The following is a 24522-nucleotide window of genomic DNA, read 5'->3' on the forward strand; positions in this document are numbered from 1 at the left end:
ACCGGGGCGGACCGGGGCGGGCACAGGGCTCCGGGGCGCCTCAGCCGCCGAACCAGCGCCGCGCGTCGAGCCGGAGCGCGCCCGGGGACACCATCGCGCGCAGGCCGTCCGCCATCGCGCGGACCCGGTCGGCGCCGGGCGCCTCGGCCCGCCAGGCCCGCCAGGCCCGCAGCCGTCCGAAGCCCCCGGCCGGTCCGGCCCGTACCCCGATGCCGCGCGCGGCGCGGACCCCGGGCTGGTCGCGGCGCTGCGCCAGCGGCAGCCGCTCGCGGACGAACGGCTGGAGAGGATACGGAAGTTCACCCTGGCCGTGCTCGCGTCGGGCGGCGCCGTGAGCGACGCGTCGCTCCGGACGTTCCTCGGCCACGGACACACCGCCCGCGACGCCCTCGACGTGGTCCTGGGCACCGGCGCCCGCACGGTGCCGACGCTGGCCGGCCGGACGACCGGGGCGCCGGTGAACGCCACGATGACCTCGTGCGCCTGGCCCCGGCCGGTCCGGGCGCCCGGCCGCGCTGCCGTGCGGTGGTCCGGACGACACCGCCCGTGCGGCCGAACGGCTGGATCGGCACAACCCGCCGGACGCACCATTGCCCGCCCCCGCACCCGTCGTTACCGTGCGCTGCGCACGCACCTGTTGTCGCATGCGCCACCATGAACGACGCCGAGGAGTGCGGATCATGACGGAACCCTCCCTGCCCATCAGCACCTCCGGCTCCGCCCGGCCGACGCGGCGTACGCTGCTGGGCGCCGCGGGAGCCGTGGGCGCCGCCGCCGCGTTCGGGGCCGCCTCCCCCGGATACGCCGCCTCCCCCGCACCGGCCGCCGCGGCCGGTGACCTGGCGGCGGCGGGCGCGGCGCTGCACCGGCTGCTGCCGGACCACGCGGACCAGTTCCGGCTCCGTGCCCTGCCCCGGGGCGGCGGAGCGCCGGACCGCTTCCGGGTCACCGGCGCCACCGGGCGGATCGAGATCGCGGCGACCACCCCGGCGGCGGCCCTGACCGGGGCGCACTGGTACCTCAAGTACACCTGCGACGCCGTCATCTCCTGGGCGGGCGGCAACACCGCCGGGCTGCCGCGCAAGCTGCCCGCGCCCCGGGCGCCCCTGGAGCGCTCGGCGACCGTCCCGCACCGGTTCGCGCTCAACGACACCCACGACGGGTACACCGCCCCCTACGCCGACTGGGCCCGCTGGGAGCGGACGCTCGACGTCCTCGCCCTGCACGGCTGCAACGAGGTCCTGGTCACCGCCGGGCAGGAGGCCGTCTACCACCGGCTGCTCCAGGACTTCGGCTACAGCGACGCCGAGGCCCGCGCCTGGCTGCCCGCCCCCTCCCACCAGCCGTGGTGGCTGCTCCAGAACATGAGCGGCTACGGCGGACCGCTCGGCCCCGAACTCATCGCGCGCCGCGCGGAGCTGGGCCGAAGGATCGCCGGCCGGATGCGGGAGCTGGGCATGGCGCCGGTCCTGCCCGGCTACTTCGGCACGGTCCCGGACGGCTTCACCGCGCGCAATCCGGGGGCCCGGACCGTGCCGCAGGGCACCTGGAACGGGCTGCGCCGACCGGACTGGCTCGACCCGCGCACCCCCGTCTTCGCGGAGATGGCCGCCGCGTTCTACCGGCACCAGGAGGACCTGTTCGGTCCGGCGGCCCATTTCAAGATGGATCTGCTGCACGAGGGCGGCACCGCCGGGGACGTCCCGGTGCCGGACGCCGCCCGCGCCGTGGAGTCGGCGCTGCACGCCGCGCACCCCGGCGCGACGTGGGTGATCCTCGGCTGGCAGGCCAACCCCCGGCCCGCCCTGCTCGACGCCATCGACACCAGCCGGCTGCTGATCGTGGACGGCCTCTCCGACCTGGACACCGTCACCGACCGGGAGAGGGACTGGGGCGGGGCCCCGTACGCCTTCGGCACCATCCCCAACTTCGGCGGCCGTACGACGATCGGCGCCAACACCGACCGCTGGACGGAGAAGTTCACCGCCTGGCGCGACAAGCCGGGCAGCGCCTTGGCGGGCACCGCGTACATGCCGGAGGCCACCGAGCGCGACCCGGCGGCCTTCGAGCTCTTCGGCGAGCTGGCCTGGCGGGCGGAGAAGGTGGACCGGGAGGCGTGGTTCCGGGCGTACCCGGCGTTCCGGTACGGCGGACGCGACCGTGCCGCGGAGGCCGCCTTCGGCGCGCTGGCCGCCACCGCGTACCGGCTGACGAGCACCGACGGGCGCCCCGTCGACTCGCTCTTCTCCCGGCGGCCCAGCATCACCGCCTCGGTGAACACCGCCTTCGACCCGGCCGGGTTCGACCGGGCGTTCGCCGCGCTCCTCGACGTACGTCCGGCGCTGCGTGCCTCGGACGGCTACCGCTACGACCTGACCGATCTGGCGCGGCAGGCGCTCGCCTGCCGTTCACGCACCCTGCTGCCCCAGTTGCGGGCCGCGCAGGCCGACCGGGACGTGGACAGGTTCCGGGTGCTCGCCGCGCTCTGGCTGAAGCTGATGCGCCTGGCGGACTCGGTGGCGGGCTGCCACCGGTCGTTCCTGCTGGGGCCGTGGCTGGAGGACGCCCGGCGGCTGGCGACGAGTCCGGCGGAGGCGGTGCGACTGGAGTGGACGGCCCGCACCCTGATCACCACCTGGGCGGACCGGGCGGCGGCCGACGCCCTCAGCAACTACGCCAACCGGGACTGGCACGGGCTGCTGGCCGAGGTCCATCTGCCGCAGTGGCAGGCGTACCTGGGCGAGCTGACGGACGCCCTCGCGGAGGGCCGGGCGGCGAAGGCGTTCGACTGGTACCCGGGCGAGGAGGAGTGGACCCGCCGGACCGACCGCCTCCCGGTGCGGCCGACGGGCGACGCGCACCGCACCGCCCGCCGGGTCTTCGAGACCCTGTCCACCGCCCCGTACCAGGGCGGTGTCACGGTCACGGCCGAGCCGGTGACGTTCACCCCCGGCAGCACCGGCACGGTGACGGCCGCCTTCCGCAACCTGAACGGGCTGCGGGCCACCGGCCGGGTCGACTTCGCGCTCACCGGCCTCACCGCCGTCCCGACGGGCGCCACCTCGCTCGACGGGGTCGCGGCGGGCGGCTCCGGTGCGGTGGGCTGGCGGGTCACCGCCCCGTCCGAGCCGCTGACCGCGCCGCTGCGGCCGATGCCGTACGGGCTGAGCACCGCGTACGGGCCGCTCGGCGAGGAGCGGGTGACCGAGGTGCGGCACGGCGCGGTGTACCTGGCGGCGCCGCTGGAGCCGGGGTGGCGCACGTACACCGCGAACGCGGCGGTCTTCGGGCAGCTGGGCGGGCGGTTCGCGGTGAACGGGGCGGGCCAGGACCTGTGGAAGGGCACCAGCCAGTTCGGCACCGCGTACCAGGCGGAGGTGTGGACGGACGGGGCCGAGGTCACCGTGCGGGCCGACGCGCAGGAGAACACCGGGGGCTGGGCGCGGGCCGGGATCGTGGTCCGCAACGCCCTCGGGACGCCGGGCTCCGGCGGCTTCCTGAACCTGGCGGTGACCCCGTCCAACGGGGTGGTGTTCTCGTACGACACCAACGGCGACGGCACCCTGGACGCGTATCGGCGGATCACCGGGATCAAGGCCCCGGTGCTGCTGCGGCTGACCCGGTCGGGGAACGCGTGCACGGCGTCCTGCTCCGCCGACGGCGGGGCCGTCTGGCGGGAGGTGGGCACGGTGACGGTGCCGGGCACGGCGGCGGTCCAGGACGTCGGGATCTTCATGACCGCGACGAACGGCGGCAGCGGGCTGCGCGGCACGGCCGAGTTCAGTTCCTGGCACCTGCGGTGAGGGAGCCCGGCGGGCCGGGGCTGGGGTGACCATCGCACGATTCGCTCGTTCTGCCGAACGTGTCTCCGTTGCCTGAAGTACCTTCCGCCGCACCCGGCGGGGAGCGGGCCGGGGCGGCGCTCGTCGAGCACTACGCGCGGCTGGTCCGGCTCGGCTATCTGGTGCTGCCGCCGACCCCGGGCAGCCACCGCCGGGTACTGACGGCCCATGCGCTGGCCCAGCGCTGTCTGCTGCCCTGCCGCCGGGCCGCGCGGGAGGACGGGCCGCCGCGGGCGGCACCGGCGGCCGGCCCGTCGTACGCGCGGGCCCGGCTGCGGGTGCTGCGGGCGGCGCTGGAGGCGGGGCGGGAGCGCCGCCGCTCCTTCCGCGCCCGGCTGCCGTCGCCGCTCCCGCTGGTGTGGGGGCTGCGGCTGCTGCCGCACTCGGGCGGAACGGAGGGGCTCGCCCTGGAGAACGCCCTGGCCGCGCTCTCCGGACCGGGCCGCGCGGCCCACGCCCTGCGCGGTCTGGAGGGGCTGGCCGACGCGGAGGCGCGGCGGGTCCTCGCGGCGGCCGGGGTCGCCGACCCGCACGCGGCGCTCGCCGAGGCGGAGGCGGTCTCGGCGCCGTACGCGCTCCTCGGCTCCCCGGAGTTCGACCCCTGCTCGCTCCAGGCCCGCCCGCCGGACCTGCTGCGCCGCCGCCAGTACGCGAAGGCGGCGCTGGCGGCCGGGGCGGCGCTGCTGGTGTGCGGGGCGCTGCTGGGCCCGGCGGGCCACCGGCCGGGGCGGGGCGGGGCGCCGGACCCCCGGGAGGCCGCCGCGTCCGCGGCCCTGGACCCGGGGCGGCTGGGCCGGGTGGACGCGGCGTCCTGGCGGCGCTCCGCGCGGACCGACTTCACCGCCTGGCCCGCCCGGGGCGACCGTGCCGGGGATGCCGGACTGCTGCGCCGGGCGCTCGGGGCCTGGGCCCGGCCGGGCGGCGCGGTACGGGTCTCGGTGACCTCGGACACCCCGGCCGGCCCGCCGATGGGGGCGCCTCAACTGCTGTACGCGGGCGGGGTAGGGCGGGCGGCGGTGGTGCTGCTCTACGACGGGCTGCGCGTGGTGCGGTACGCCGAGCCCCGTGACGCGGGCCGCACGGCGGGCGCCGCGCTGGACTTCGCCCGGGTCGACGGCGCGGACCGGGCGTCGGCATCCGCCCTGGTCGTGGCGCGGTCCGGCGAGCGCGTCCGCTATCTCACCGCGCCCTGGGTGAGCGCGGTGTCGGTGCGGGACCTGCTGGCACCGGACGGCGCCCCGCGCCCGCTGGGGCGGCGCGCCGACGGGGTGACCGACGCGGTGGCCGGACCGGCCACCGCGTCGGGCTGCCGGTCCTGGCCGGCGGTCGAGCTGCGCGACGGCGCGGCGGCCCGGCTGCTGACGGATCTCGGCGAGCTGGTCCCGGCCCGGCTGACCTCGGGTCCGCCGTCCGCCCCGCACGATGTCGCGGGGCGGACGGAGCGGGACGGCTGGGCGCGGACGGCCTGTCTGCTGCCGTCGGTGCGGTCGGCCGGGGTGCGGTCGGTGAACTCCTGGCGGTTCGCCGAGCAGCCGCTGCCCGAGGGGGACGGGGTGGCGCGCTGGTTCTGCACCCGGGCGGAGACCTGGCGCGGTGCCGGGAGCAGGGTCCTCGCCCAGTTCCAGGCCCCGTCGGCGCCCGCCGTGGCGACGGGCGGTCCGCCGGGCGCGGTCGCGGCCCGCGCCGAGGACTCCCCGGCCTGCGGGGTGCGTGACCCCCGGGTGCTGGCGGGGGTGTTGTGGCGGTCGCGGGGCGGCCGCTGGTACGTGCTGGCGGCGGGCAGCGAACAGGTCGCCTCGCTGGCGGCGTCGGGCGGGGTGGAGGGGCGCTCCGGCGGACGGCTGCTCGCGGTGCGGGCCCGCGCGGGCGACCGGGCCCGGCTGAACGGGACGCTGGCGGACGGGAGTCGGGTGGGCGGGCTGCGGTGAGGGGGCGGCTTCGGCGGAGACCAGGAATTCGCCGCACGCCCCTGTTCCTGGGCCTTACCTCTCAGTACATTGACGGCATGTCTAACACGCAGCCGGCGCCGGTCACGTCGGAGCGGACTCCGCTCAAGGCCCGTCAGGTCTCCTTCTCCTGGGAGAAGACGCCTCTGCACTGGGTGCCGGGCGATCCGTTCGCCACGCACACCATCAACGTGCTCCATCTCCTGCTGCCCGCCGGGGAACGCTGGTTCATCCACGTGTACCGGCAGGTGCTGCCGTACATCCACGACGAGCGGCTGCGCGAGGACGTCATCGGCTTCATCGGCCAGGAGGCCGTGCACTCCCAGGCGCACGACGACGTGCTGCCCCGGCTGAGGGAACTGGGCCTCGACCCGACGCCGTACACCGCGCAGGTCGACTGGTTCTTCGAGAAGCTGCTCGGGGACCGGACGCTGCCGCCCGGCCGGGCGCGCACCTGGTGGCTGAGGGAGCGGGTGGCGCTGATAGCGGCGATCGAGCACTACACCGCCTTCCTCGGGGACTGGGTGCTGAACGCCGGGGAGCTGGACCGGCGGGGCGCCGATCCGATGATGCTGGACCTGCTGCGCTGGCACGGCGCGGAGGAGGTCGAACACCGCTCGGTCGCCTTCGAGGTGTTCATGCACGTCGACGGCGGCTACCGGCGGCGGGCCCGCACCTGGGCCTCGGCGTTCAGCGCGCTGGTCTTCCTCTGGCAGCGCGGCATCCGCTTCTTCATGGAGAACGACCCGAGCCTGCTGAACGGCAGGGGATCCTTCAAGGAGTTCTACCGCGGCGGCAAGCGCGGCACCCTGCCCGCCACCGGCGATCTGCTGCGCTCGGCCCCCCGCTACCTGAGCCGCGGCTACCACCCCTCGCAGGAGGGCAGCACCGCCCAGGCCATCGACTACCTCGCCCACTCGCCCGCGGCCACGGCCGCCGAGGCCCGTACGACGGGAACCCGCTGACCATGCCGCTCCCCCGGCCCCGCCTGCGTACCGTCGTCCTGGTCGCGGGCACCGCCCTGCTGGCCAGGCGTGCCCTGCGCCGACGCGTCCAGCGTTCCCCGCTGTGGCCGCTGCCCGCCCTGGAGGAGCCGGTCTCGGGCCATGCCGAGCGGCGCGTCACGACCACCTGGCGGCTGCTGGTCAGCGAGCGGAGCACTCCGGCCGAGGGTGTCGTCCAGCTCCGCCTCAAGGGCTCGGGGCTGCCCGCCTGGCAGCCCGGCGCCCATCTGGACCTGCTGCTGCCCTCCGGCCTGGTCCGGCAGTACTCGCTGTGCGGTGACCCGGCCGACCCCGACACCTACACCGTCGCGGCCCGGCTGGTCCAGGACGGCCGGGGCGGCTCCCGCGAGGTGCACGAACGGCTCCGGGAGGGCGAGGAGGTGGAGGTCCGCGAGCCGCGCAACCGCTTCCCGCTGACCGAGGCCCCGGCCTACCTGTTCGTGGCGGGCGGCATCGGGATCACCCCGGTCCTGCCGATGCTGCGGGCCCTGGCCGCCTCGGGCGCCGACTGGCGGCTGCTGTACGGGGGGCGCTCCCGTGCCTCGATGCCGTTCCTGGACGAGATCGAGCGGCTGGACGCGGGCGGCGGCCGGGTGACGGTCGTCCCCGAGGACGAGGCGGGCCGTCTGGAAACCGCCGCGGCCCTGGCGGGGACGGAGCCGGGCACGGCCGTGTACTGCTGCGGCCCGGAGCCCCTGATGGACGCGGTCGCCACCGCCCTGCCGCCGGGCCGCACCCTGCACCTGGAGCGCTTCACGGCGGCGTCCGGCTCGTCGGCCGACGCCACGCCCTTCGAGGTGGAGCTGCGCCGCTCGGGCCGTACGGTCCAGGTGCCCGCGGACCGTTCGGTGCTGGCCGCGGTGCGCGAGGAAGTGCCGTACGTCCCGTACTCCTGCGAACAGGGCTTCTGCGGCACCTGCCGCCAGCGGGTCGTGGAGGGCGAGGTCGACCACCGCGACGAGCTCCTGACGGATGCCGAGCGGGCGGACGCGATGCTGATCTGCGTGTCGCGCTGCCGCGGCCCGCGCCTGGTGCTGGATCTGTGAGGGTGTGCGTCCGGCCCGGCCGGGCGCGCCCCGGGTGTCCCGGCGCCGCTCCACCGCCGCCCCACTCGGTACGCTGTGCGGCATGACGACCGGGGTGCGCCGCAGGATGGGCGTCGAGGAGCGCAGACAGCAATTGATCGGTGTCGCGCTGGAGTTGTTCAGTCTCCGCGCCCCGGACGAGGTGTCGATCGATGAGATCGCGGCGGCCGCGGGAATCTCCCGGCCGCTGGTCTACCACTACTTCCCGGGGAAGCAGAGCCTGTACGAGGCCGCGCTGCGGCGGGCCGCCGACGAGTTGGCGGCCCGGTTCGTGGAGCCCAGGGAGGGTCCGCTCGGGGAGCGTCTGCTGCGGGTGATGGGGCGGTTCTTCGACTTCGTCGACGAGCACGGTCCCGGCTTCTCGGCGCTGATGCGCGGCGGACCGGCGGCGGGTTCCTCGACGGCGAACGCCATGATCGACGGGGTGCGGCAGGCGGCCTGTGCGCAGATCCTGGAGCATCTGGGCGTCGCGAACCCACCGGCCCGGCTGGAGCTGGTGGTGCGTTCCTGGGTGTCGCTGGCCGAGTCGACGGCGCTGATCTGGCTGGACGGACGGACGATCCCCCGCGCGGAGCTGGAGCGCCAGCTGGTGCACGACTTCGCGGCGCTGGCCGCGGTGAGTGCCGCGTACGACGCCGAGATGGCGGGGATCGTGCTGCGGGTGCTCGGGCAGGAGCCCCCGGACGGGCCGTTCGGGGAGCTGCTGGGGCGGCTGTCCTCGCTGGCACCCGCCGTGCCGGCGGTGCCGCCGCAGCGGCTGCCGTGAACCGGCGCCGCGCCTACAGGAGCAGTTCGCCCTGGAGCGCGGCGGCCAGGCCCACCTCCGCGTTGTCCCTCCGGCCCCGCTCGAAGGCCCGCTGGTAGGCGGCGTCGCCGACGGCCTCGCGGGCCTGGCGCTCGCACGCCTCGCGCAACGGGCCCAGTTCGGGTGTGCCGCGCTGCGGCTGGCCGACCATGCGCCAGTAGACCTGCCCCGTTCCGTAGACCCGGGCCGCGCGGGCCCCGGCGCCCTGGGCGGCGATCGCCGCGGCCAGGATGTCCAGGCCCAGCGCGATACCGAAGCGGTCGCGCAGCCGGTGCTTGCCCGCGAGCATCGCGCGGGCGTGGGCGGCGGATTCCTGGGCCTCGCCGCGCATCAGCGCGATCAGGGCGAGCTGGTAGTCGACGTAGCTGCGGGTCCAGCACTCGTCCAGGGCCTCACAGGCGGCACGGAGCATCGCCGCAGCCTGCGCCGCCTCGTCGAGCCGGCCGAGCCCGGTCAGCGCGAAGACGATGATGAGGCGGCACCTCAGCCGGTAGGCGCGCTCCAGCGGGGTGTCGGTGCCGGTCAGGCGGAGCACCCGCTCGGCCTCGCGCAGGCCCGATTCGGGGCGGCCGGTCATCAGGTCGGTGAATCCGCTGAGGTAGGCGGCGGCGAGGATTCCCTCGTCGGTGCCGTCGCGTTCGGCCTCTCTGGTGCACTGGCGGCCGATCCGGCGGGCGGCCGGGTAGTCGCCCTGGAGCATCAGGGTCATGCCGAGGACCCAGAGCACCCGGGTGCGGTGGGGGCCCACGATGGGCCCGGCGTCCAGGGCGCGGCGGGCGTAGTCGCGGGTCTGCGGGAGGTGGCCGCAGCAGCACCAGAAGAAGCCGATCCGCCCCGCCATCTCCTGGGCGCCCGCGGTGTCGTGGACCAGCAGGTGGTCGAGGGCGGCGCAGAGGTCGGCGTGGGCGTCGGCGATGCGGTGGTACCAGCTGATCTGGTCGTCGCCGGTCCAGCCCGCGTGGGCGTCACGGGCCAGGCCCAGGAAGCAGGCGGCGTGCCGGTCCGCGGCGGCCCGTTCCTCGTGGAGTTCGGCGAGCCACATCCGTCCGTACTCGCGGATGGTGTCGAGCATCCGGTGCCGTACGCCGTCGCGCTGGACGACGGACTTGGTGACCAGCCCGGCCAGCGCCCGGGACACTCCGTCGGGGGTGAGGGGTCCTCCGGCGCAGACCTGGCGGGCGGTGGCCTCGTCGAAGGGGCCGCGCAGGACGGTGAGCCGGGCCCAGAGCAGCCGTTCCAGCGGGGCGCAGAGCTCGTGGCTCCAGCCGATGGCGGTGCGCAGGGTGCGGTGGCGCGGCGGCCAGAGGGAGCTGTCGGCCGGGAGGTCGAAGCGGGACCTGATCCGGGCGGCGATCTGTTCGACGGTCTCCCGGCCGAGGGCTCCGGCGGCCAGCTCGATGGCGAGCGGGATGCCTTCGAGACGGCGGCAGATCTCGGTGGCGGCCTCCGCGTCGCCCGGCTCGTCGAGGGCGGGCCGCAGGGCGGACGCCGAGGCCCGGTCCCGGAAGAGGGCCAGGGCGTCGGCCGCGCCCTCCACGGGGAGCGGCCCGACCTCCACGACCTGCTCGCCCCGGATGCCCAGGGGCTCCCTGCTGGTGGTGAGCACGGTGAGGCCGGGGGACGTGGTGAGGATCTCGCCGAGCAGATGGGCACAGGCCGGGCGCACGTGCTCGCAGGAGTCGAGGACGAGCAGCAGTTCCTTGTCGACGAGCCATTCGCACAGGGCGTCGATGGGCATGCGCAGGGTGTGGTCGGAGAGCCCGACCGCGTCGGAGACGGTGGCGATGAGCAGCCCGTCGTCATGGAGCGGGGACAGGTCGGCCCACCACGTGCCGTCGCGGTGCGTGGTGGCGGCCTGCCGGGCCGCGCGGACGGCGAGCCGGGTCTTGCCGACGCCGCCGGGGCCGGTGAGCGTGGTCAGCCGGTGCGTGGCGAGGGTGTGTTCCAGCCTGGCGAGCTCCGCTTTCCGTCCGACAAAACTGCTGGTCTCCTCGGGGATGTTGCTCGCCATGGTCACCGTCGCCGAAACAGGTGGACCGGCCGGCCCCGGCCCCTGCCCCGGTGCGGCACGGGCGCGTGGGGGACGCCCGGCGTACCGGGGAGGGGCCAGGACCGGCCGGGGGTGGGAGGACGTGCGCCGGGGATGCGATGCTGCGGCATTCCCCGACGGCTGCTGCCTCTCAAGGTAGCGCTGTTCCGGCCTACTTCAGGGAGAAAACCGCCACCGTACGACCCGGAACGGTGAAACTTCCCGAACTCCGCTCATATCCCGACTTCTTGACGGTACTATCCGCGCCGTTCGCCTGGATCGGATGCAGGGCGTACGGCTGGCCGGCCAGCGCGGGGACGGTCTGGGTCGTGGTGCCGGGGGCCGCGTTGAGGACGACCACCAGCTTCCCGAGCCGCATGGTGATCACGCCGGGCGTCTCGTCCTTCCCGGAGAGCGGGAAGGACAGGGCGGACTGCACCTGTCCGGCGGTGGCGAGGGAGAAGTCCCGCTCCGTCGTGCGAAGGGTGAGCAGGTCCCGGTACGCGGCGGACGCGCCGTCGATCTGCGCGCAGCCGGGCCGCAGCGCGGGGTCGGCCAGCAGCGGCCTGGCGTAGGACCACTTGCCGGCGTTGTCGGCGGCCGGGGGCAGTCCGCGGCCGAAACCGTTGCCGTCGCGGCAGTCCCAGTGCAGGGCGTTGAACCAGTCACCGCTGTCGTAGGAGTTGCGGTCCAGGGACTTGGAGCGCAGCAGGTCGGTGCCCGCCTGGGAGAGCGCGGGGCCCTGCGAGAGGGTGGCCGTGGCCATGGCCAGGACCTGCATGCGGGCCCGGTCTGCCGCCGGGGTGCCCGCGGGGAGCTTGAAGGCGAGCGCGTCGTACAGCGACTCGTTGTCGTGGGCGTCCGCGTAGGCGAGGGCGTCGCCGGGGGCCGCGGCGTATCCGGCGGGGGCGCCGTTGTAGTCGACCTCGGAGCCCTTGACGGTGCGTCCGGAGGTGTCGGTGAAGGTGTAGTCGGCGAGGCTGCCGGTGAGGCCGACCTTGACCAGGTCCTGGTAGTGCAGCAGCCGGGCCTTCTGCTCGGCCTTCGTGCCGTTGGCGGGCGAGGTGTTGGGGTCGGTGTACAGGCCGGTGGCGAAGCCCTGCACGCCGGGGTCCTCGTCGAAGGGGCTGCCGCCCCGGACGGCGTCGCGGGCCCGGTCGGAGAAGGTCGCGACGCCGGTACCGGCCATGTTCTTCTGGGTGGCCTGGACGAAGCGGGCGTCGTCGGCGATCTCGCCGAAGTTCCAGCCCTCCCCGTACAGGATGATCTTCTTCCCGTCGACGCCGTCCTTCGCCACGGTCAGCGCGTCAAGCGCCGCCCGGACGGCGAGGATGTTGGCCTTGGGGTGGTGGCCCATCAGGTCGAAGCGGAAGCCGTCGACCTTGTACTGCCTGGCCCAGGTGACGACCGAGTCCACGACGAGCTTGCCCATCATGGTGTTCTCGGGCGCGGTGTTGGCGCAGCAGGTGGAGGTGGCGACGGTGCCGTCCTCCAGAAGCCGCTGGTAGTAGCCGGGCACGATCCGGTCGAGTACGGACTTGCCGTCCTGCCCGGAGGCGACGGTGTGGTTGTACACGACGTCCATGACGGTGCGCAGTCCGGTGCCGTTCAGGCTCTGCACCATCCGCCGGAACTCGACGGTGCGCCGGGTGCCCTCCGGGTCGGAGGCGTAGGAGCCCTCGGGGACGGTGTAGTGCAGCGGGTCGTAGCCCCAGTTGAAGCCGTCCCTGGCGGCGGCCTTCGCCACGCAGGCCTGCTGTTCCTCCGAGTCGGGGGCGTAGACGGACAGGTCGCAGGCGGGCCGGGCCTGCGCGGACTTCTTCTCCGGGATCGTCCCGATGTCGAAGGCGGGCAGCAGGTGGACGTAGTCCGTCCCGGCGTCGGCGAGCCGCCTGAGGTGCTTCATCCCGTCGGAACGGGTGTCGGTGAAGGCCAGGTACTGGCCGGGGTGCTTCGAGGTGCGGTCCGCGATCGAGAAGTCGCGGATGTGCAGTTCCTGGATCTGGGCGTCGCGCGGCGGGGCGGCGGCGGGCTTCTTCAGGCCGGACCAGCCCCGGGGGGCGAGCCGCGGGTCGTCGAGGTCGACGACGAGGCTGCGCGCGGAGTCGGTGGTCAGCGCGGTGGAGTAGGGGTCGGTGACCTCGTTGGTGACGAACTTCTGGACGGTGGGGGCCCAGACGTCGACCAGGTAGCGGTAGGGCTTGCCGGTCCAGCTCCTGGTGCCGGTGGCGGACCAGACGCCGGTGCGGTCGTCGCGGCGCATCGGAACGCGGCGGCCGTCGAGTTCGAGGGCGACGGTGCGGGCGGTGGGGGCCCAGACGGAGAGGGCGGGGCGGCCCTTGGCGTCGAAGACCGGGCCGAGTGCGGCGTTCGCCGCGTTCTTCCCGTAGAGGTCGTCGAGGACTCCGGCGCTCTGTACGCCGGTGGCGGCGAGCAGGGCGCCGTTGGCGGCGCGCTGGGTGGCGATGAGCTGGCCGCGCAGTGCCTCGCGGACGCGCCCCCGGTCACGGGCGTCCACGGTGAACGCCGGGTAGTCCTTGAGGTGCGGGTACCTCGCCCTCTGCGCGTCGGTGAGCGCGGCGGGGCTGAGCCGCAGCCACTGCCCCTCGTCGGTCAGCGCCCCGTCGGCGACGGCGAGGGCGCCGTCCTTCGCATAGACGAGCTGCTGGCTGGTGGCGTCGGTGGCCTTGACCTTCCACACGACGGTGCTGGCGTCGATCCACTGCGCCTCGGCCCTGGAGAGGTCGGGGGCGGGTACGCCGCCGGTCTGGGGCAGCAGGTAGCCGGGGGTGGCGCCGAGCAGCCAGACCTCGTGCCCGTAGGTGGTGAGGTCGAGGGACTGGTCGCTGGGGAGGTCCTTCGTGTCGCCCTTGTGCAGGATGTAGCTGAGCGAGGTGGCGCCCTCGGTGAGCGGCACCTCGAAGGTGGCGCCGGAGGCGTCCTGCTTCACCGGCTGGAGCGGCTTGGCCCAGTCGGTGGGGTTCTTGGCGCCGGTCCAGGTGTGCAGGCCCCAGCCGTCGTAGTCGCCGTCGGGCCGGTAGTAGTGGAGCACGGCCTTGGTGGTGTCCTGTGGCGGGCGGGCGCCGTCGGGTGCCTCGTCGGCCTGGCCGTCCTCGCCCTGCGCGATCCAGACCTCGCCGGTCTTCGCGAGGTCGACGGTGCGCCGCGGCCCGTCGGCGGTGCCGTCCTTCTCGACGGTGTACGCGAGGTCGGCCGTGCCCTCGGCGAGCTTGATCCAGGCGAAGGCTCCGTAGGCGTCGCGCCCGGTGAAGGGGGCGGTGGTGTCACCGGAGCGGAGCTGCCAGCCGTCGTAGTCGCCGTCGGTGCGCCGGTAGTGGACGACGGCGTAGTCGCGTTCGACGGCGACGGGCCCCGGTTCGGCGGGGGCCTGTCCGGCGGTGGCCGAGGCGAGGGCGCTCGCGGTGCGGCCGGTGCGGTCGACGACGACGGCCTTGTAGCGCAGTGGCGTACCGGCCTTCACCGTGGCGCCGACGTACTGGGTGACCTTGTACGGGGCGTGGTCGGCGGAGCCGAGCGTGACCCATGCGCCGTTGCCGGTCTGGGCGGCGAACACGACGCGGTTGAGCTGTCCGCCGTCCACGTCGGCGGTGAGCTCGACGGTGCCGGTGGCTCCGGCGGCCGGCGCCTTCAGGGTGACCGAGGGCTTGGCGGCCGGGGCGGGCGGCACCTCCCCGGCCCGCAGCACGACGCTGGACAGGGCCGGGATGGTGACGGTGACCTTCTTGTCGGCGCCGCTGCGGACGGTGCCGGAACCGCCGTACAGGGTGCGGAAGCCGGTGTGCGCGGAGCCGGTGGGCAGGTCGACGGTGCGCGGGGCGGTGCCGTTGTTGGAGGCGACGAGGTACTCGTACGGTGCGGCGGGGTCGGTGCGGGAGAAGGCGTACACGGAGCCTTCGGCGTACCGCTCGGTCTGCACCCCGTCGCGCAGGGCCGGGTGGTTGCGGGTGAGCGCGGAGAGCGCGGCGATGTTCCGGTACAGCGGGTGGCCGGTGTCGTACGCGTCGGAGGCGTGGGTGCGGTCGGTGCCGAGCTGGTCGTCGTCGAGGTAGTCAGCGGTCCGCGAGGCGAACAGGGTCTGCCGGGCGTCCTTGTCGCCGCCCGCGCCGGTGAAGCCCTGCTCGTCGCCGTAGTAGACGACGGGGTTGCCGCGGCCGAGGAACATCAGCTCGTTGGCGAGCTTCGCGCGGGCGAGGAGCTCGGCGTCGTCGGCCTTCGGGTTGTCCTGCTTCAGGAACGTCCCGATGCGGCCCATGTCGTGGTTGCCGAGGAAGGTGACCTGCTCGTAGGCGTTGGCCTTGTCGGTGGTGTAGCGGTAGTCGTCGGCGAGGACGGCGGCGAGCCCGGTGGCCGGGGCGCCCTGGGAGGCGTACCGGCGGGCGGCTTCCTGGAACGGGAAGTCGAGCGTGGCGTCGAGGCGCCCGCGGGTGACGTAGGGCGAGGTGACGGCGGTGTCGGAGGAGTAGACCTCGCCGAACATGAAGAAGTCCTCGCGGCCCCGCTTGGCCGCGTAGGCGTCGAGGGCGGTGGCCCACTGGGTCCAGAAGTCCAGGTCGACGTGTTTGACGGTGTCGATCCGGAAGCCGTCGATGCCGAAGTCGCGGACCCACTTCTCGTAGATCTTCTCCATGCCGGAGACGACCTCGGGGCGTTCGGTCCACAGGTCGTCGAGACCGGAGAAGTCGCCGTACGTGGTGGACTCACCGGCGTAGGTGGAGTCCCCCCGGTTGTGGTACATCGTCGGGTCGTTGAGCCAGGCGGGGACCTTCCGCCCGGGGTTCTGCGGGGTGCTGGTGTTCTTCGGGGTGTACGGGAAGGAGTCCGCGTTCACCTTCGCGAGGCCCTTGGCGTCGTCGAAGGGGCGGCCGTCCTCATCCAGGTAGGGGTAGGCGCCCTTGGGCCGGTAGCCGTAGGTCTTCTCGGCGTAGTCGACGGTGTCGGCGGTGTGGTTGGTGATGACGTCGAAGAAGACCTTCATGCCCTTGGCATGGGCCTTGCCGATCAGCTTCGCCAGGTCGGCGTTGGTGCCGAAGTGCGGGTCGACCTGGGTGAAGTCGGTGATCCAGTAACCGTGGTACCCGGCGGAGGCGTCCTTGCCGGTGCCCTGGACGGGGCGGTTCTTGAAGATGGGTGCGAGCCAGATGGCGGTGGTGCCGAGGCCCTTGATGTAGTCGAGGCGCCCGGTGAGGCCCTTGAGGTCGCCGCCCTGGTAGAAGCCCTTGTCCGTGGGGTCGTAGCCGGTCTCCGAGCGGGAGCCGGTGAGCCCGCCGCGGTCGTTGGCCCGGTCGCCGTTGGCGAACCGGTCCGGCATGACGAAGTAGAACTGCTCCCGCGTCAGGTCGTGGCGGGCGGGCTCCCGGGCGAGCTTCGCGTCCGAGGGCGGGGCCGGTGGTCTCGGCGCGGCGGAGGCGGACGCCGCCGGGACGACGGGGAGGAGCGCCGCGCAGAGTGCGGCGACGGCTCCCCGCCGGAGGGTGGGACGGGACACGGGGCGGTTCTCCTTGCGTACGTGTGCGTGTACGGGGGTCTCGACGGGCCGGGTTCGGCTGTGGGACCGCCCCGCCCCGGCGCGTTGCGCGGGGCGGGGCGGGGTGTGGCGGCGGGCGGTCAGCCGCGCCAGACGTCGTTCGTCAGCGTGACCCTGCCGGTGGCGGGGACCGTGGCGGTGCGGTTCGCCCCGCTCTCCCAGGTGACGTTGCCGCTCGCGTCCTTGCGGAGGTACTTGTACGCGAACGAGGTGCCCGCGGGCAGGGCCACGTCCAGCTTCCAGACCGGGTACGCCGCCGGGTCGAGCTTCAGGGCGGCGCTGGTGTTCCAGTTGCCGAGGGCCAGCTGGTCGCCGGTGACGTAGATGTTCTGGCCGAGCTGGGTGGTGGCGTTGACGCCGAAGGCGGCGCCGGAGGTCCCCGTGCCGGGGTCGGTGCCCGGGTCCGTGGAGCCGCCGCCCGTGCAGGTGCGGGCGTTCACCTGGAGGGCCAGGGCGGTGTTGGCGCCCAGGGTCGCGGTGAACTGGCCGGAGCCGTTCACCGTGACGCCCTTGCCGGACTGGATGTCGCAGTAGTCACCGGCGGGCAGCGCGCTCTGGAACGTACGGGTCAGCGCGGAGCCCTCGTGGTTGATGGCCACGTACGCCTTGGAGCCGCGGCCGAAGGCGATCTGGTTCCCGCCGTTGTCCCACCAGTCGGTGACGGCCTCGCCGCGCGCGGTGTTGCGGAAGCCGACCATGGAGGAGATCTCACGCCAGGCGTGCTGGCACTTCCATCCGTCGCTGTAACAGGCGTTCACCGTGCCGCCGTTGGGCGGGCCGGCGTCCTTGTCGGACCACTCGTAGCCGGAGTGGACGTCGGGCGATCCGTACGGCCAGGCGAGCATGAAGACGCTGGCGAGGGTGTAGTTCGCTCCGTCCTTGTAGTTCAGGGTGTCGCCGCCGCGCTCGGTGTCGTGGTTGTCAACGAAGACGGCGGCCTTCGACGAGGGCAGGAAGCCCCAGCCCTCGCCGAAGTTCCTGAGGTGGACGAGGCTCCCGCCGGTGAAGACCTGCTTGAGGCCGCGGGCGTACCGGAACTCCTGGACGTCGCCGGTGCCGGTGTACTCGTCGGGCTGGACGGCCTCACCCGCGCCGTGGATCGCCTCCTGCTTCCAGTAGGCGTCGGGCTTGTTCAGCCGGGACTTGATGCTGGCGAGGTCCGCGGCGGGCATGTGCTTGGCCGCGTCGACGCGGAAGCCGTCGACGCCCAGGGAGAGGAGGTCGTTGAGGTAGGCGGCGATCCTGCCGCGTACGTACTCCTCGCCGGTGTCCAGGTCGGCGAGGCCGACGAGTTCGCAGTTCTGGACGTTGGCACGGTCCTGGTAGTTGCTGATCTGCGCGGTGCAGTCGTCCAGGTCGGGCGCGGAGTACACGCCGGGGTAGTCGTACTTGGTGTAGGAGGAGCCGCCGGTGCCGGTGCCCGATCCGGCCGCCATGTGGTTGATGACGGAGTCCGCGACGACCTTGACGCCCGCGGCGTGGCAGGTGTTGACCATGGCCGCGAAGGAGGCCCGGTCGCCGAGCCGCCCGGCGATCTTGTAGCTGACGGGCTGGTAGGAGGTCCACCACTGCCCGCCCTGTATGTGTTCCTGGGGCGGTGAGACCTGGACGTAGCCGTAGCCGGCCGGGCCGAGGGAGTCCGTGCAGGCCCTGGCCACGGAGTCGAACTTCCACTCGAAGAGAACGGCGGTGACGTCCTTCGCCCCGGGGGCGGCGGCCTGGGCGGCGGTGGTGGCGGCCGGGGCCACCAGGACGGCGGCTCCGGCCGCCAGGGCGAGCACCGCGGACAGCGGTCTGCGTGCCATGTTTCCTCCTGCTGTGGGGGAAATGCGGGTGACGGTGCAGCCTCACACGGCAACGCGCCCTGCCTTCAAGGCTCCTGAAGGTTCTTGCAGCAAGAATGCAAACCCTGCCGCGCCGACGACCGTACGAGCCCGTCAGGTCCCGGTCAACCCTTTGGACACGCCCCGATTACTTCCAGGAAATACAGCAGTTTTCTTCCTGCAAGGGCTTACGCAAGACATTGCAGCGCTGTTACATTTCACCCGACTCCGGTCCGGTCGGCCGGGGGGTTCCGGCGACCCCGGACCCCCACGCGCCCGGCCGGCCGGGCCGGTCACGCGCACGAGAGGCACCCGGAGCCGCCCACCTCCCCGCTGCGGCCCGTCCAGGGCCGGGGCTCCCGGTGCCTCTCCTGTACGTCCGGCCCCAGAACGGTCCGTCAGACGCCCCGGACCGCCGCGGTGGACCCCCGTACCACCAGCTCCGGCTGGAACACGTACTCCGTACGCTGCACCGGGCTGCCGCCGATCTCCTCCAGCAGGGCACCGACCGCCGCCGCCGCCATCGCCTGCACCGGCTGGCGCACCGTCGTCAGCGGCGGATCGGTGAACGCGATGAGCTGGGAGTCGTCGAAGCCCACCACCGACACCTCGCGCGGCACCCCGAGCCCGCGCTCCCGGGCCGCGCGCACCACGCCCAGCGCCATCAGGTCGCTGCCGCAGACGATGCCCGTACAGCCCCGGTCGAACAGCGCGCCCGCCGCCACCTGGCCGCCCTCGACGCTGAACAGCGTGGAGCAGACCAGGAGTTCGGCCTCGGCGCGGTCCAGACCCAGCAGGCTCACCGAGGCGTCGAGGAAACCCTCGCGCTTGCGGCGGGAGGGGACGTAGCGCTGCGGCCCGATCGCCAGCCCGACCCTGCTGTGCCCGAGGTCCGCGAGGTGCCCGACCGCCATCCGCACGGCCGCGGCGTCGTCGGGCGAGACGAAGGGGGCGCTGATCCGCTCGTTGCAGCCATTGATCAGGACGAACGGCACGCCGCGGTCGGTGAGCGCGGCGTACCGGGCCGGGTCGGCCGACAGGTCGGCGTGCAGCCCGGAGAGGAAGACGATCCCGTCGACGCCGCGTTCCACGAGCTGTTCGACCAGCTCGTCCTCGGTGGCGCCGCCGGGCAGCTGGGTACAGAGCACCGGGGTGTAACCGTGTCCGGCCAGCATCTGCTCCACGGACTGCGCGAACGCCGGGAAGATCGGGTTGGTGAGCTCGGGGGTCACCAGCCCGATGAGCCCGGCGCTGCGTCTGCGCAGCCGGACGGGCCGTTCGTAGCCGAGGATGTCGAGCGCGGCGAGCACCCGCTGGCGGGTGGGGTCCGCGACGCCCGGCTTCCCGTTGAGCACCCGGCTGACGGTCGCCTCGCTGACCGCCGCCTGGCCGGCGATGTCCGAGAGTCTCGGCGCACCGCCGGCCGGGGGGCCGCTCCGGGGTGGAGGGACGGTCACACCGTCCACCACACCGTGGTGTCCGCGGGCAGCTCGATCGCGTCGCCGTCGACGGCGACCGGGGTGCTGGACAGCAGGACGTTGCCGGGCGCCGGGAGGCTCACCGGGCGGCCGGTGGTGTTGACGGTGCAGACGAAGCCGGGGCGGGCGAAGACCAGCACCCCCTCGGGGGCGTCCAGCCACTGGACCGCGTCCCCGGCGCCGAGGCCCGGGTGCGCCCGGCGGGCGGCGATCGCGGCCCGGTACAGCTCCAGGGTGGAGCCGGGGACGCCGGTCTGCGCCTCGACGCTCAGCTCGCCCCAGCTGTCGGGCTGGGGCAGCCAGCTGCCGCCGTCGCCGAAGCCGTACGAGCTGCCCCCGCGGGTCCACGGGATCGGCACCCGGCAGCCGTCGCGGAAGCCGTCCTGGCCCTCGGCGCGGAAGAACGACGGGTCCTGGCGGACCTCGTCGGGCAGGTCGGTGACGTCGGGCAGGCCCAGCTCCTCGCCCTGGTAGACGTAGGCGGAGCCGGGCAGGGACAGCATCAGCAGGGTGGCGGCGCGGGCGCGGCGCAGGCCGAGCTCGCGGTCGCCGGGGGTGCGGATCTGGGTGCCGAGGCCGGGCGGGTTGGCGAAGCGGGTGGCGTGCCGGGTCACGTCGTGGTTGGAGAGCACCCAGGTGGTGGGGGCGCCGACCGGGCGCATCGCGTCGAGCGAGGTGTCGATGACGGCGCGCAGCTCGGCCGCGTCCCAGGCGGTGCCGAGGTACTGGAAGTTGAACGCCTGGTGCATCTCGTCGGGGCGTACGTAGTTGGCGGTGCGCTCGACGGTCGGGGTCCAGGCCTCGGCGACGAGGATGCGGGCGCCGGGGTACTCGTCGAGGATGGTGCGCCAGGAGCGGTAGATCGCGTGCACCCCGTCCTGGTCGAAGAACGGCATGACGTCGTTGCCGAGCAGCTTGAGCTGGTCGTGGCTGCCGAGGTCGGGCAGACCGGCGGCCTTGACCAGTCCGTGGGCGACGTCGACCCGGAAGCCGTCGACGCCCATGTCGAGCCAGAAGCGCAGGATGGAGCGGAACTCGTCGGCGACGGCCGGGTGTTCCCAGTTGAGGTCGGGCTGCTCGGGGGCGAAGAGGTGGAGGTACCAGTCGCCCGGGGTGCCGTCCGGGCCGGTGGTCCGGGTCCAGGCGGGACCGCCGAAGATGGACTCCCAGTCGTTGGGCGGGAGTTCGCCGTTGTCGCCCTTGCCGGGGCGGAAGTGGTAGCGGTCGCGCAGGGCGGAGCCGGGGCCCTCGGCCAGCGCGCGCCGGAACCAGTCGTGGCGGTCCGAGGAGTGGTTGGGCACCAGGTCGACGATGACCCTGAGGCCCAGGTCGTGGGCGTCCCTGATCAGCGCGTCGGCGTCCGGCAGGGTGCCGAACATGGGGTCGATGGCCCGGTAGTCGGCGACGTCATAGCCCGCGTCGGCCTGCGGCGAGGCGTAGAACGGGCTGAGCCAGACCGCGTCCACACCGAGTTCCCCGAGGTACGGGAGTCTGCCGCGGACGCCCGCGAGGTCGCCCATGCCGTCGCCGTTACCGTCGGCGAAGCTCCTTGGATAGACCTGGTAGATCACCGCGTCCTGCCACCAGCCGGTCTGGTGGGCCGAAGCGGCGCCGGACGTGCTGTTGACGGGGGCAGCGAGGTGCTGGGTCATGTCGTCCCTGAGGTGTCGGGGTGGGTGGCGGCGCCGGGACCGGGGTCGGACACCGGCGGCCGCCGTGACTTGGTGCGTGCGGGTCGCGCGGGGCTCTCGGTTCGGCTCAGCCCTTGACGGCTCCGGCGGACATGCCGGTGACCAGGTGGCGCTGGGCGAAGAGGAAGACCAGGGCCGCGGGTATCGCGATCAGCACGGAGGCCGCGGTCATCGGCCCCCACTGGGCTCCGTACTGGTTGACGAAGAGCTGGAGTCCGCCCGCGAGGGTGAGGTTGTCCTCGCCGACCATGAACGCGGAGGCGTACGCGACCTCGCCCCACGCGGTGATGAAGGAGTAGAACGCGGTGACGGCGAGGCCGGGCTTGGCGAGCGGCAGGATCAGCCGCCAGAAGGTGCCGAACGGGGTGAGCCCGTCGACCTGGCCCGACTCGTCGATCTCGCGCGGGATGGTGTCGAAGAAGCCCTTCATCATCCAGGCGCAGAACGGCACCGAGATGGTGAGGTAGGTGATGACGAGACCGGCGGGCTGGTTGAGCAGCCCCATGCTCGACATGATGTTGTAGATCGGCACGATGAGAACGGCGACCGGGAACATCTGGGTGATCAGCAGCGTCCACATCAGCCCGCGCTTGCCGGGGAAGCGGAAGCGGCTGACGGCGTAGCCGGTGGAGGCGGAGACGATGACGCCGAGGAGTGTGGTGAGTCCCGCGATGAGCAGGGAGTTGCCGAACCAGGTGAGGAACTTCGTGTTCTGGATCAGGTTCGTGTAGTTCTGGATCGTCGTCTCTTTGAAGAAGTCCGTGGTGGTGGCGTAGGCGGCGGGCTTCAGCGAGGTGAGCAGGACCCACAGCACGGGGAACACGGCGATCACGGACGCGACGATGAGCGTGAGGTGCAGCCCGGCGGAGGCGAGCGGGGAGCGCTCGCCGCGCATCCTGGGCTTGCGCGCGGTGGCGGGCGCGGGGGCGGTGGTCACCAGTCGTCTCCCTGGGTGCGCAGGACCCGCCGGTAGACAGCGGCGAAGATCAGCAGGAGTACGAGGATCAGGACGCCCCAGGTGGAGGACTGCGCGAAGTCGCGCGGGCTGATCTCGAAGGAGAACTTGTACGCCTGGGTGACCAGGATCTGGGTGGCCTCGCCGGGTCCGCCGCGGGTCAGCAGGAAGATCACCGGGAACATGTTGAAGGTCCAGATGGTGGAGAGCAGGATCACCGTGGTGGAGACCGGCCGCAGCCCCGGCAGGGTGATGTGGCGGAACCGCTGCCAGGCGGTGGCTCCGTCCATCTCGGCGGCCTCGTAGTGCTCGCTGGGGATCGACTGGAGTCCGCCGAGCAGGGCGACCATCATGAACGGCACGCCGAGCCAGACGTTGACGGCGATCACCGAGAACTTCGCCCAGGTGGGGTCGTTCAGCCAGGGGATGCCGTCGATGCCGGCGCCGGTGAGGATCTCGTTGAGCAGCCCGCGCTTCTCGTTGTAGAGGAAGCGCCAGGCGAAGACGGAGACGAAACCGGGGATGGCCCAGGGCAGGATGAGCGCCATCCGGTAGGCGGAGCGGCCGGCGATGCGGCGGTTGAGGATGTTGGCGAGGGCCATCCCGAGGCCGAAGGTGATGGCCACGCAGGAGACCGTCCACACCAGGGTCCAGCCGAGCGTGCCGAGGAACTGGTCGCCGGTGAGCGCCTCGGTGTAGTTGTCCAGCCCCACGAACTTGTACGTGGCGGGGAGGTGGTTGACACCGATGGACCGGGCGACGTTGCGTTCGTTGGCGTCGGTCATCGACAGGTAGACACCGCGGACCAGCGGATAGCCGATGATCACGCCGATCACGATGACGACCGGGGCGACCATGGTCCAGGCGTACCAGTGGGTCGACAGGGCCCGTCGGATCCTGCCCGGCGGTGGGGGGGTGCCAGTGCCGCGGCTCCGGCCGCGGGCGACGTCGTCGCCCGCGGCCTTCGCCACCGACTGGCCGGTGTGGACTGCCATCAGCCGGCCTGCCTTCCTGTTACTTCCAGCCCTTGAGGAGCTTGCGGTAGGAGTCGCCGGTCGTCTTGACGGCCTTCTCCGGCGTGGCCTGGCCGGTCAGGACCTTGGTGTACTCGGTGACGAGCGGGGCGAACAGGCTGCCGGTCTCCGGGATCCAGGGGCGCTCGACGGCGGTCTCGACGACGGGCTTGAAGAAGCCGACGATCTCGTTGTCGATGACGTCCGGCTTGGCGTACGCGGAGGTGCGGGTCGGCAGGAGGCTCAGCTCCTTGGTGACCTTGGCCTGGGTGTCCGCGGAGGTCATGTAGTCGACGAAGGCGTAGGAGGCGTCCAGGTTCTTGGAACCGGCGTAGACGGCCAGGTTGTGGCCGCCCTGCGGGGCACCCTGACCGGCGGAGCCGGCCGGGACCGGGGCGACGCCCAGGTTGGCCTTGTCCTTGAACTCCTTGCCGGTGTAGGTGTCGGCGACGGCCCACGGGCCGTTGATGATCATCGCGACCTTGCCGTCCTTGAAGGACGCCTGCATGTTCTCCCAGCCGTCCGTGGCATCGGTCTGGGCGGCACCCGATTCGACCAGGTCCTTGACTACCTTCATCGCCTTGACGCCGGCGGGGTTGTCGATGGTGACGGACTTGTTCCCGGGCTCGACCATGTCACCGCCCTCTCCGTACAGGAAGGAGAGGAACCAGTAGGCGTCGTCGCCGCGCAGGTACATACCGGTCTTGCCGGTCTTGTCCTTGATCTTCTTCGAGACGGTCTTCAGCTCGCCGACGGTCTTGGGGACCTCGGCACCGGCCTCCTTGAAGATCTTCTTGTTGTAGAAGATGCCCATGGAGTCGATGACCTGCGGGACCGCGTACGTCTTGTCCTTGTACTTGGTGGACGCGGCGGCCTGCTTCAGGAAGTCGTCCGGGTTCTTCAGCGCGGGGGTGCCGTCGAGCGGGGCCAGGTAGCCGAGGTCGGCGAACTCGGGGGTCCAGGCGACCTCGGAGCGGATGACGTCGGGAGCGTCGGAGCCGGACTGGGCGGCGTTCTTGAACTTGTTCTGGGCGTCGCCGAAGGGAACGTTGACGTACTTGATCTTGACCTTCGAGTGCTGCTTGGTGAAGTCCTCGGCGAGCTTCTTGAAGACCTTGTCCTCGCTGCCCGCGGTGGAGGTGTCCCACCACGTCACGGTGCCGGAGAGCTCGCCCGAGCCGTTGCTCGTGCCCCCCTCGTCATCGCTGCCGCAGGCGGTCGCCGCGAGCGCCAGGGCCGCGACCAGGGCGGTGGCCGTTATGCCACGTCGCATCTGAACTCCTTCAACTGCCGAACCGCTCCGTCG

The 24522-nt window shown here is 73.1% G+C and carries 14 protein-coding genes; 5 read left to right on the plus strand and 9 right to left on the minus strand.

What is annotated here, in order from left to right; all coding sequences use genetic code 11:
* Window positions 1-40: 40 nt before the first annotated feature.
* Complete coding sequence (locus tag ACFVWY_RS25580) at window positions 41-367, minus strand: hypothetical protein (RefSeq protein WP_389876596.1); 327 nt, start codon at window positions 365-367, stop codon at window positions 41-43.
* A gap of 313 nt (window positions 368-680) precedes the next feature.
* Here ACFVWY_RS25580 and ACFVWY_RS25585 point away from each other — a divergent pair, with 313 nt between their 5' ends.
* The 5 genes from ACFVWY_RS25585 to ACFVWY_RS25605 all read left to right on the plus strand — a co-directional run bounded on the left by ACFVWY_RS25585 (window position 681) and on the right by ACFVWY_RS25605 (window position 8643).
* Complete coding sequence (locus tag ACFVWY_RS25585) at window positions 681-3803, plus strand: alpha-N-acetylglucosaminidase (protein WP_389876598.1); 3123 nt, start codon at window positions 681-683, stop codon at window positions 3801-3803.
* Between the two features lie 59 nt (window positions 3804-3862).
* A complete protein-coding gene (locus ACFVWY_RS25590) occupies window positions 3863-5770 on the plus strand; it encodes a hypothetical protein (RefSeq protein ID WP_389876600.1) in 1908 nt (635 codons plus the stop codon).
* A gap of 77 nt (window positions 5771-5847) precedes the next feature.
* Window positions 5848-6753, plus strand: a complete 906-nt coding sequence (locus ACFVWY_RS25595; protein ID WP_389876602.1) for a metal-dependent hydrolase — start codon at window positions 5848-5850, stop codon at window positions 6751-6753.
* 2 nt (window positions 6754-6755) lie between these two features.
* Window positions 6756-7838: a PDR/VanB family oxidoreductase gene (locus tag ACFVWY_RS25600; protein ID WP_389876604.1), complete on the plus strand. Its 1083-nt coding sequence runs from the start codon at window positions 6756-6758 to the stop codon at window positions 7836-7838.
* An 82-nt stretch (window positions 7839-7920) separates the two neighbouring features.
* Complete coding sequence (locus tag ACFVWY_RS25605) at window positions 7921-8643, plus strand: TetR/AcrR family transcriptional regulator (RefSeq protein WP_389876606.1); 723 nt, start codon at window positions 7921-7923, stop codon at window positions 8641-8643.
* A 13-nt stretch (window positions 8644-8656) separates the two neighbouring features.
* Here the strand turns inward: ACFVWY_RS25605 and ACFVWY_RS25610 are convergent, their stop codons facing one another.
* From ACFVWY_RS25610 to ACFVWY_RS25645, 8 genes are all read right to left on the minus strand, one after another.
* Window positions 8657-10693 (minus strand): ATP-binding protein, encoded by a 2037-nt coding sequence (locus tag ACFVWY_RS25610; RefSeq protein WP_389876608.1) that lies wholly within the window; start codon window positions 10691-10693, stop codon window positions 8657-8659.
* Window positions 10694-10883: 190 nt separating this feature from the next.
* Window positions 10884-16217, minus strand: coding sequence for a pullulanase-type alpha-1,6-glucosidase (gene pulA, locus ACFVWY_RS25615; protein WP_389876610.1), 5334 nt, complete (start codon window positions 16215-16217; stop codon window positions 10884-10886).
* A gap of 119 nt (window positions 16218-16336) precedes the next feature.
* Window positions 16337-18061 carry a carbohydrate-binding module family 20 domain-containing protein gene (locus tag ACFVWY_RS25620; protein WP_389876612.1) on the minus strand — a complete coding sequence of 575 codons (1725 nt, stop codon included), beginning with the start codon at window positions 18059-18061 and terminating at the stop codon, window positions 16337-16339.
* Window positions 18062-18477: 416 nt separating this feature from the next.
* Window positions 18478-19548, minus strand: coding sequence for a LacI family DNA-binding transcriptional regulator (locus ACFVWY_RS25625; protein WP_389876614.1), 1071 nt, complete (start codon window positions 19546-19548; stop codon window positions 18478-18480).
* Window positions 19533-21209 carry a glycoside hydrolase family 13 protein gene (locus ACFVWY_RS25630; RefSeq protein ID WP_389876616.1) on the minus strand — a complete coding sequence of 559 codons (1677 nt, stop codon included), beginning with the start codon at window positions 21207-21209 and terminating at the stop codon, window positions 19533-19535. Before ACFVWY_RS25630 ends, ACFVWY_RS25625 begins: the two co-directional genes overlap by 16 nt.
* A gap of 106 nt (window positions 21210-21315) precedes the next feature.
* Window positions 21316-22143, minus strand: a complete 828-nt coding sequence (locus ACFVWY_RS25635; RefSeq protein WP_389876716.1) for a sugar ABC transporter permease — start codon at window positions 22141-22143, stop codon at window positions 21316-21318.
* 38 nt (window positions 22144-22181) lie between these two features.
* Complete coding sequence (locus ACFVWY_RS25640) at window positions 22182-23198, minus strand: carbohydrate ABC transporter permease (RefSeq protein WP_389876618.1); 1017 nt, start codon at window positions 23196-23198, stop codon at window positions 22182-22184.
* A gap of 19 nt (window positions 23199-23217) precedes the next feature.
* Window positions 23218-24489 carry an extracellular solute-binding protein gene (locus ACFVWY_RS25645; protein ID WP_389876619.1) on the minus strand — a complete coding sequence of 424 codons (1272 nt, stop codon included), beginning with the start codon at window positions 24487-24489 and terminating at the stop codon, window positions 23218-23220.
* Window positions 24490-24522 lie beyond the last annotated feature (33 nt).

Source organism: Streptomyces sp. NPDC058195 (genome assembly GCF_042883525.1).
GTDB lineage: Bacteria > Actinomycetota > Actinomycetes > Streptomycetales > Streptomycetaceae > Streptomyces.

Excerpts from the sequence above, each read along its gene's own strand:
- ACFVWY_RS25600 (WP_389876604.1), top strand. The coding sequence starts at position 6,756 with ATGCCGCTCCCCCGGCCCCGCCTGCGTACCGTCGTCCTGGTCGCGGGC.
- ACFVWY_RS25645 (WP_389876619.1), bottom strand. The coding sequence starts at position 24,489 with ATGCGACGTGGCATAACGGCCACCGCCCTGGTCGCGGCCCTGGCGCTC.
- ACFVWY_RS25630 (WP_389876616.1), bottom strand. The coding sequence starts at position 21,209 with ATGACCCAGCACCTCGCTGCCCCCGTCAACAGCACGTCCGGCGCCGCT.
- ACFVWY_RS25605 (WP_389876606.1), top strand. The coding sequence starts at position 7,921 with ATGACGACCGGGGTGCGCCGCAGGATGGGCGTCGAGGAGCGCAGACAG.
- ACFVWY_RS25635 (WP_389876716.1), bottom strand. The coding sequence starts at position 22,143 with ATGCGCGGCGAGCGCTCCCCGCTCGCCTCCGCCGGGCTGCACCTCACG.
- ACFVWY_RS25595 (WP_389876602.1), top strand. The coding sequence starts at position 5,848 with ATGTCTAACACGCAGCCGGCGCCGGTCACGTCGGAGCGGACTCCGCTC.
- ACFVWY_RS25640 (WP_389876618.1), bottom strand. The coding sequence starts at position 23,198 with ATGGCAGTCCACACCGGCCAGTCGGTGGCGAAGGCCGCGGGCGACGAC.
- ACFVWY_RS25610 (WP_389876608.1), bottom strand. The coding sequence starts at position 10,693 with ATGGCGAGCAACATCCCCGAGGAGACCAGCAGTTTTGTCGGACGGAAA.
- ACFVWY_RS25620 (WP_389876612.1), bottom strand. The coding sequence starts at position 18,061 with ATGGCACGCAGACCGCTGTCCGCGGTGCTCGCCCTGGCGGCCGGAGCC.
- ACFVWY_RS25585 (WP_389876598.1), top strand. The coding sequence starts at position 681 with ATGACGGAACCCTCCCTGCCCATCAGCACCTCCGGCTCCGCCCGGCCG.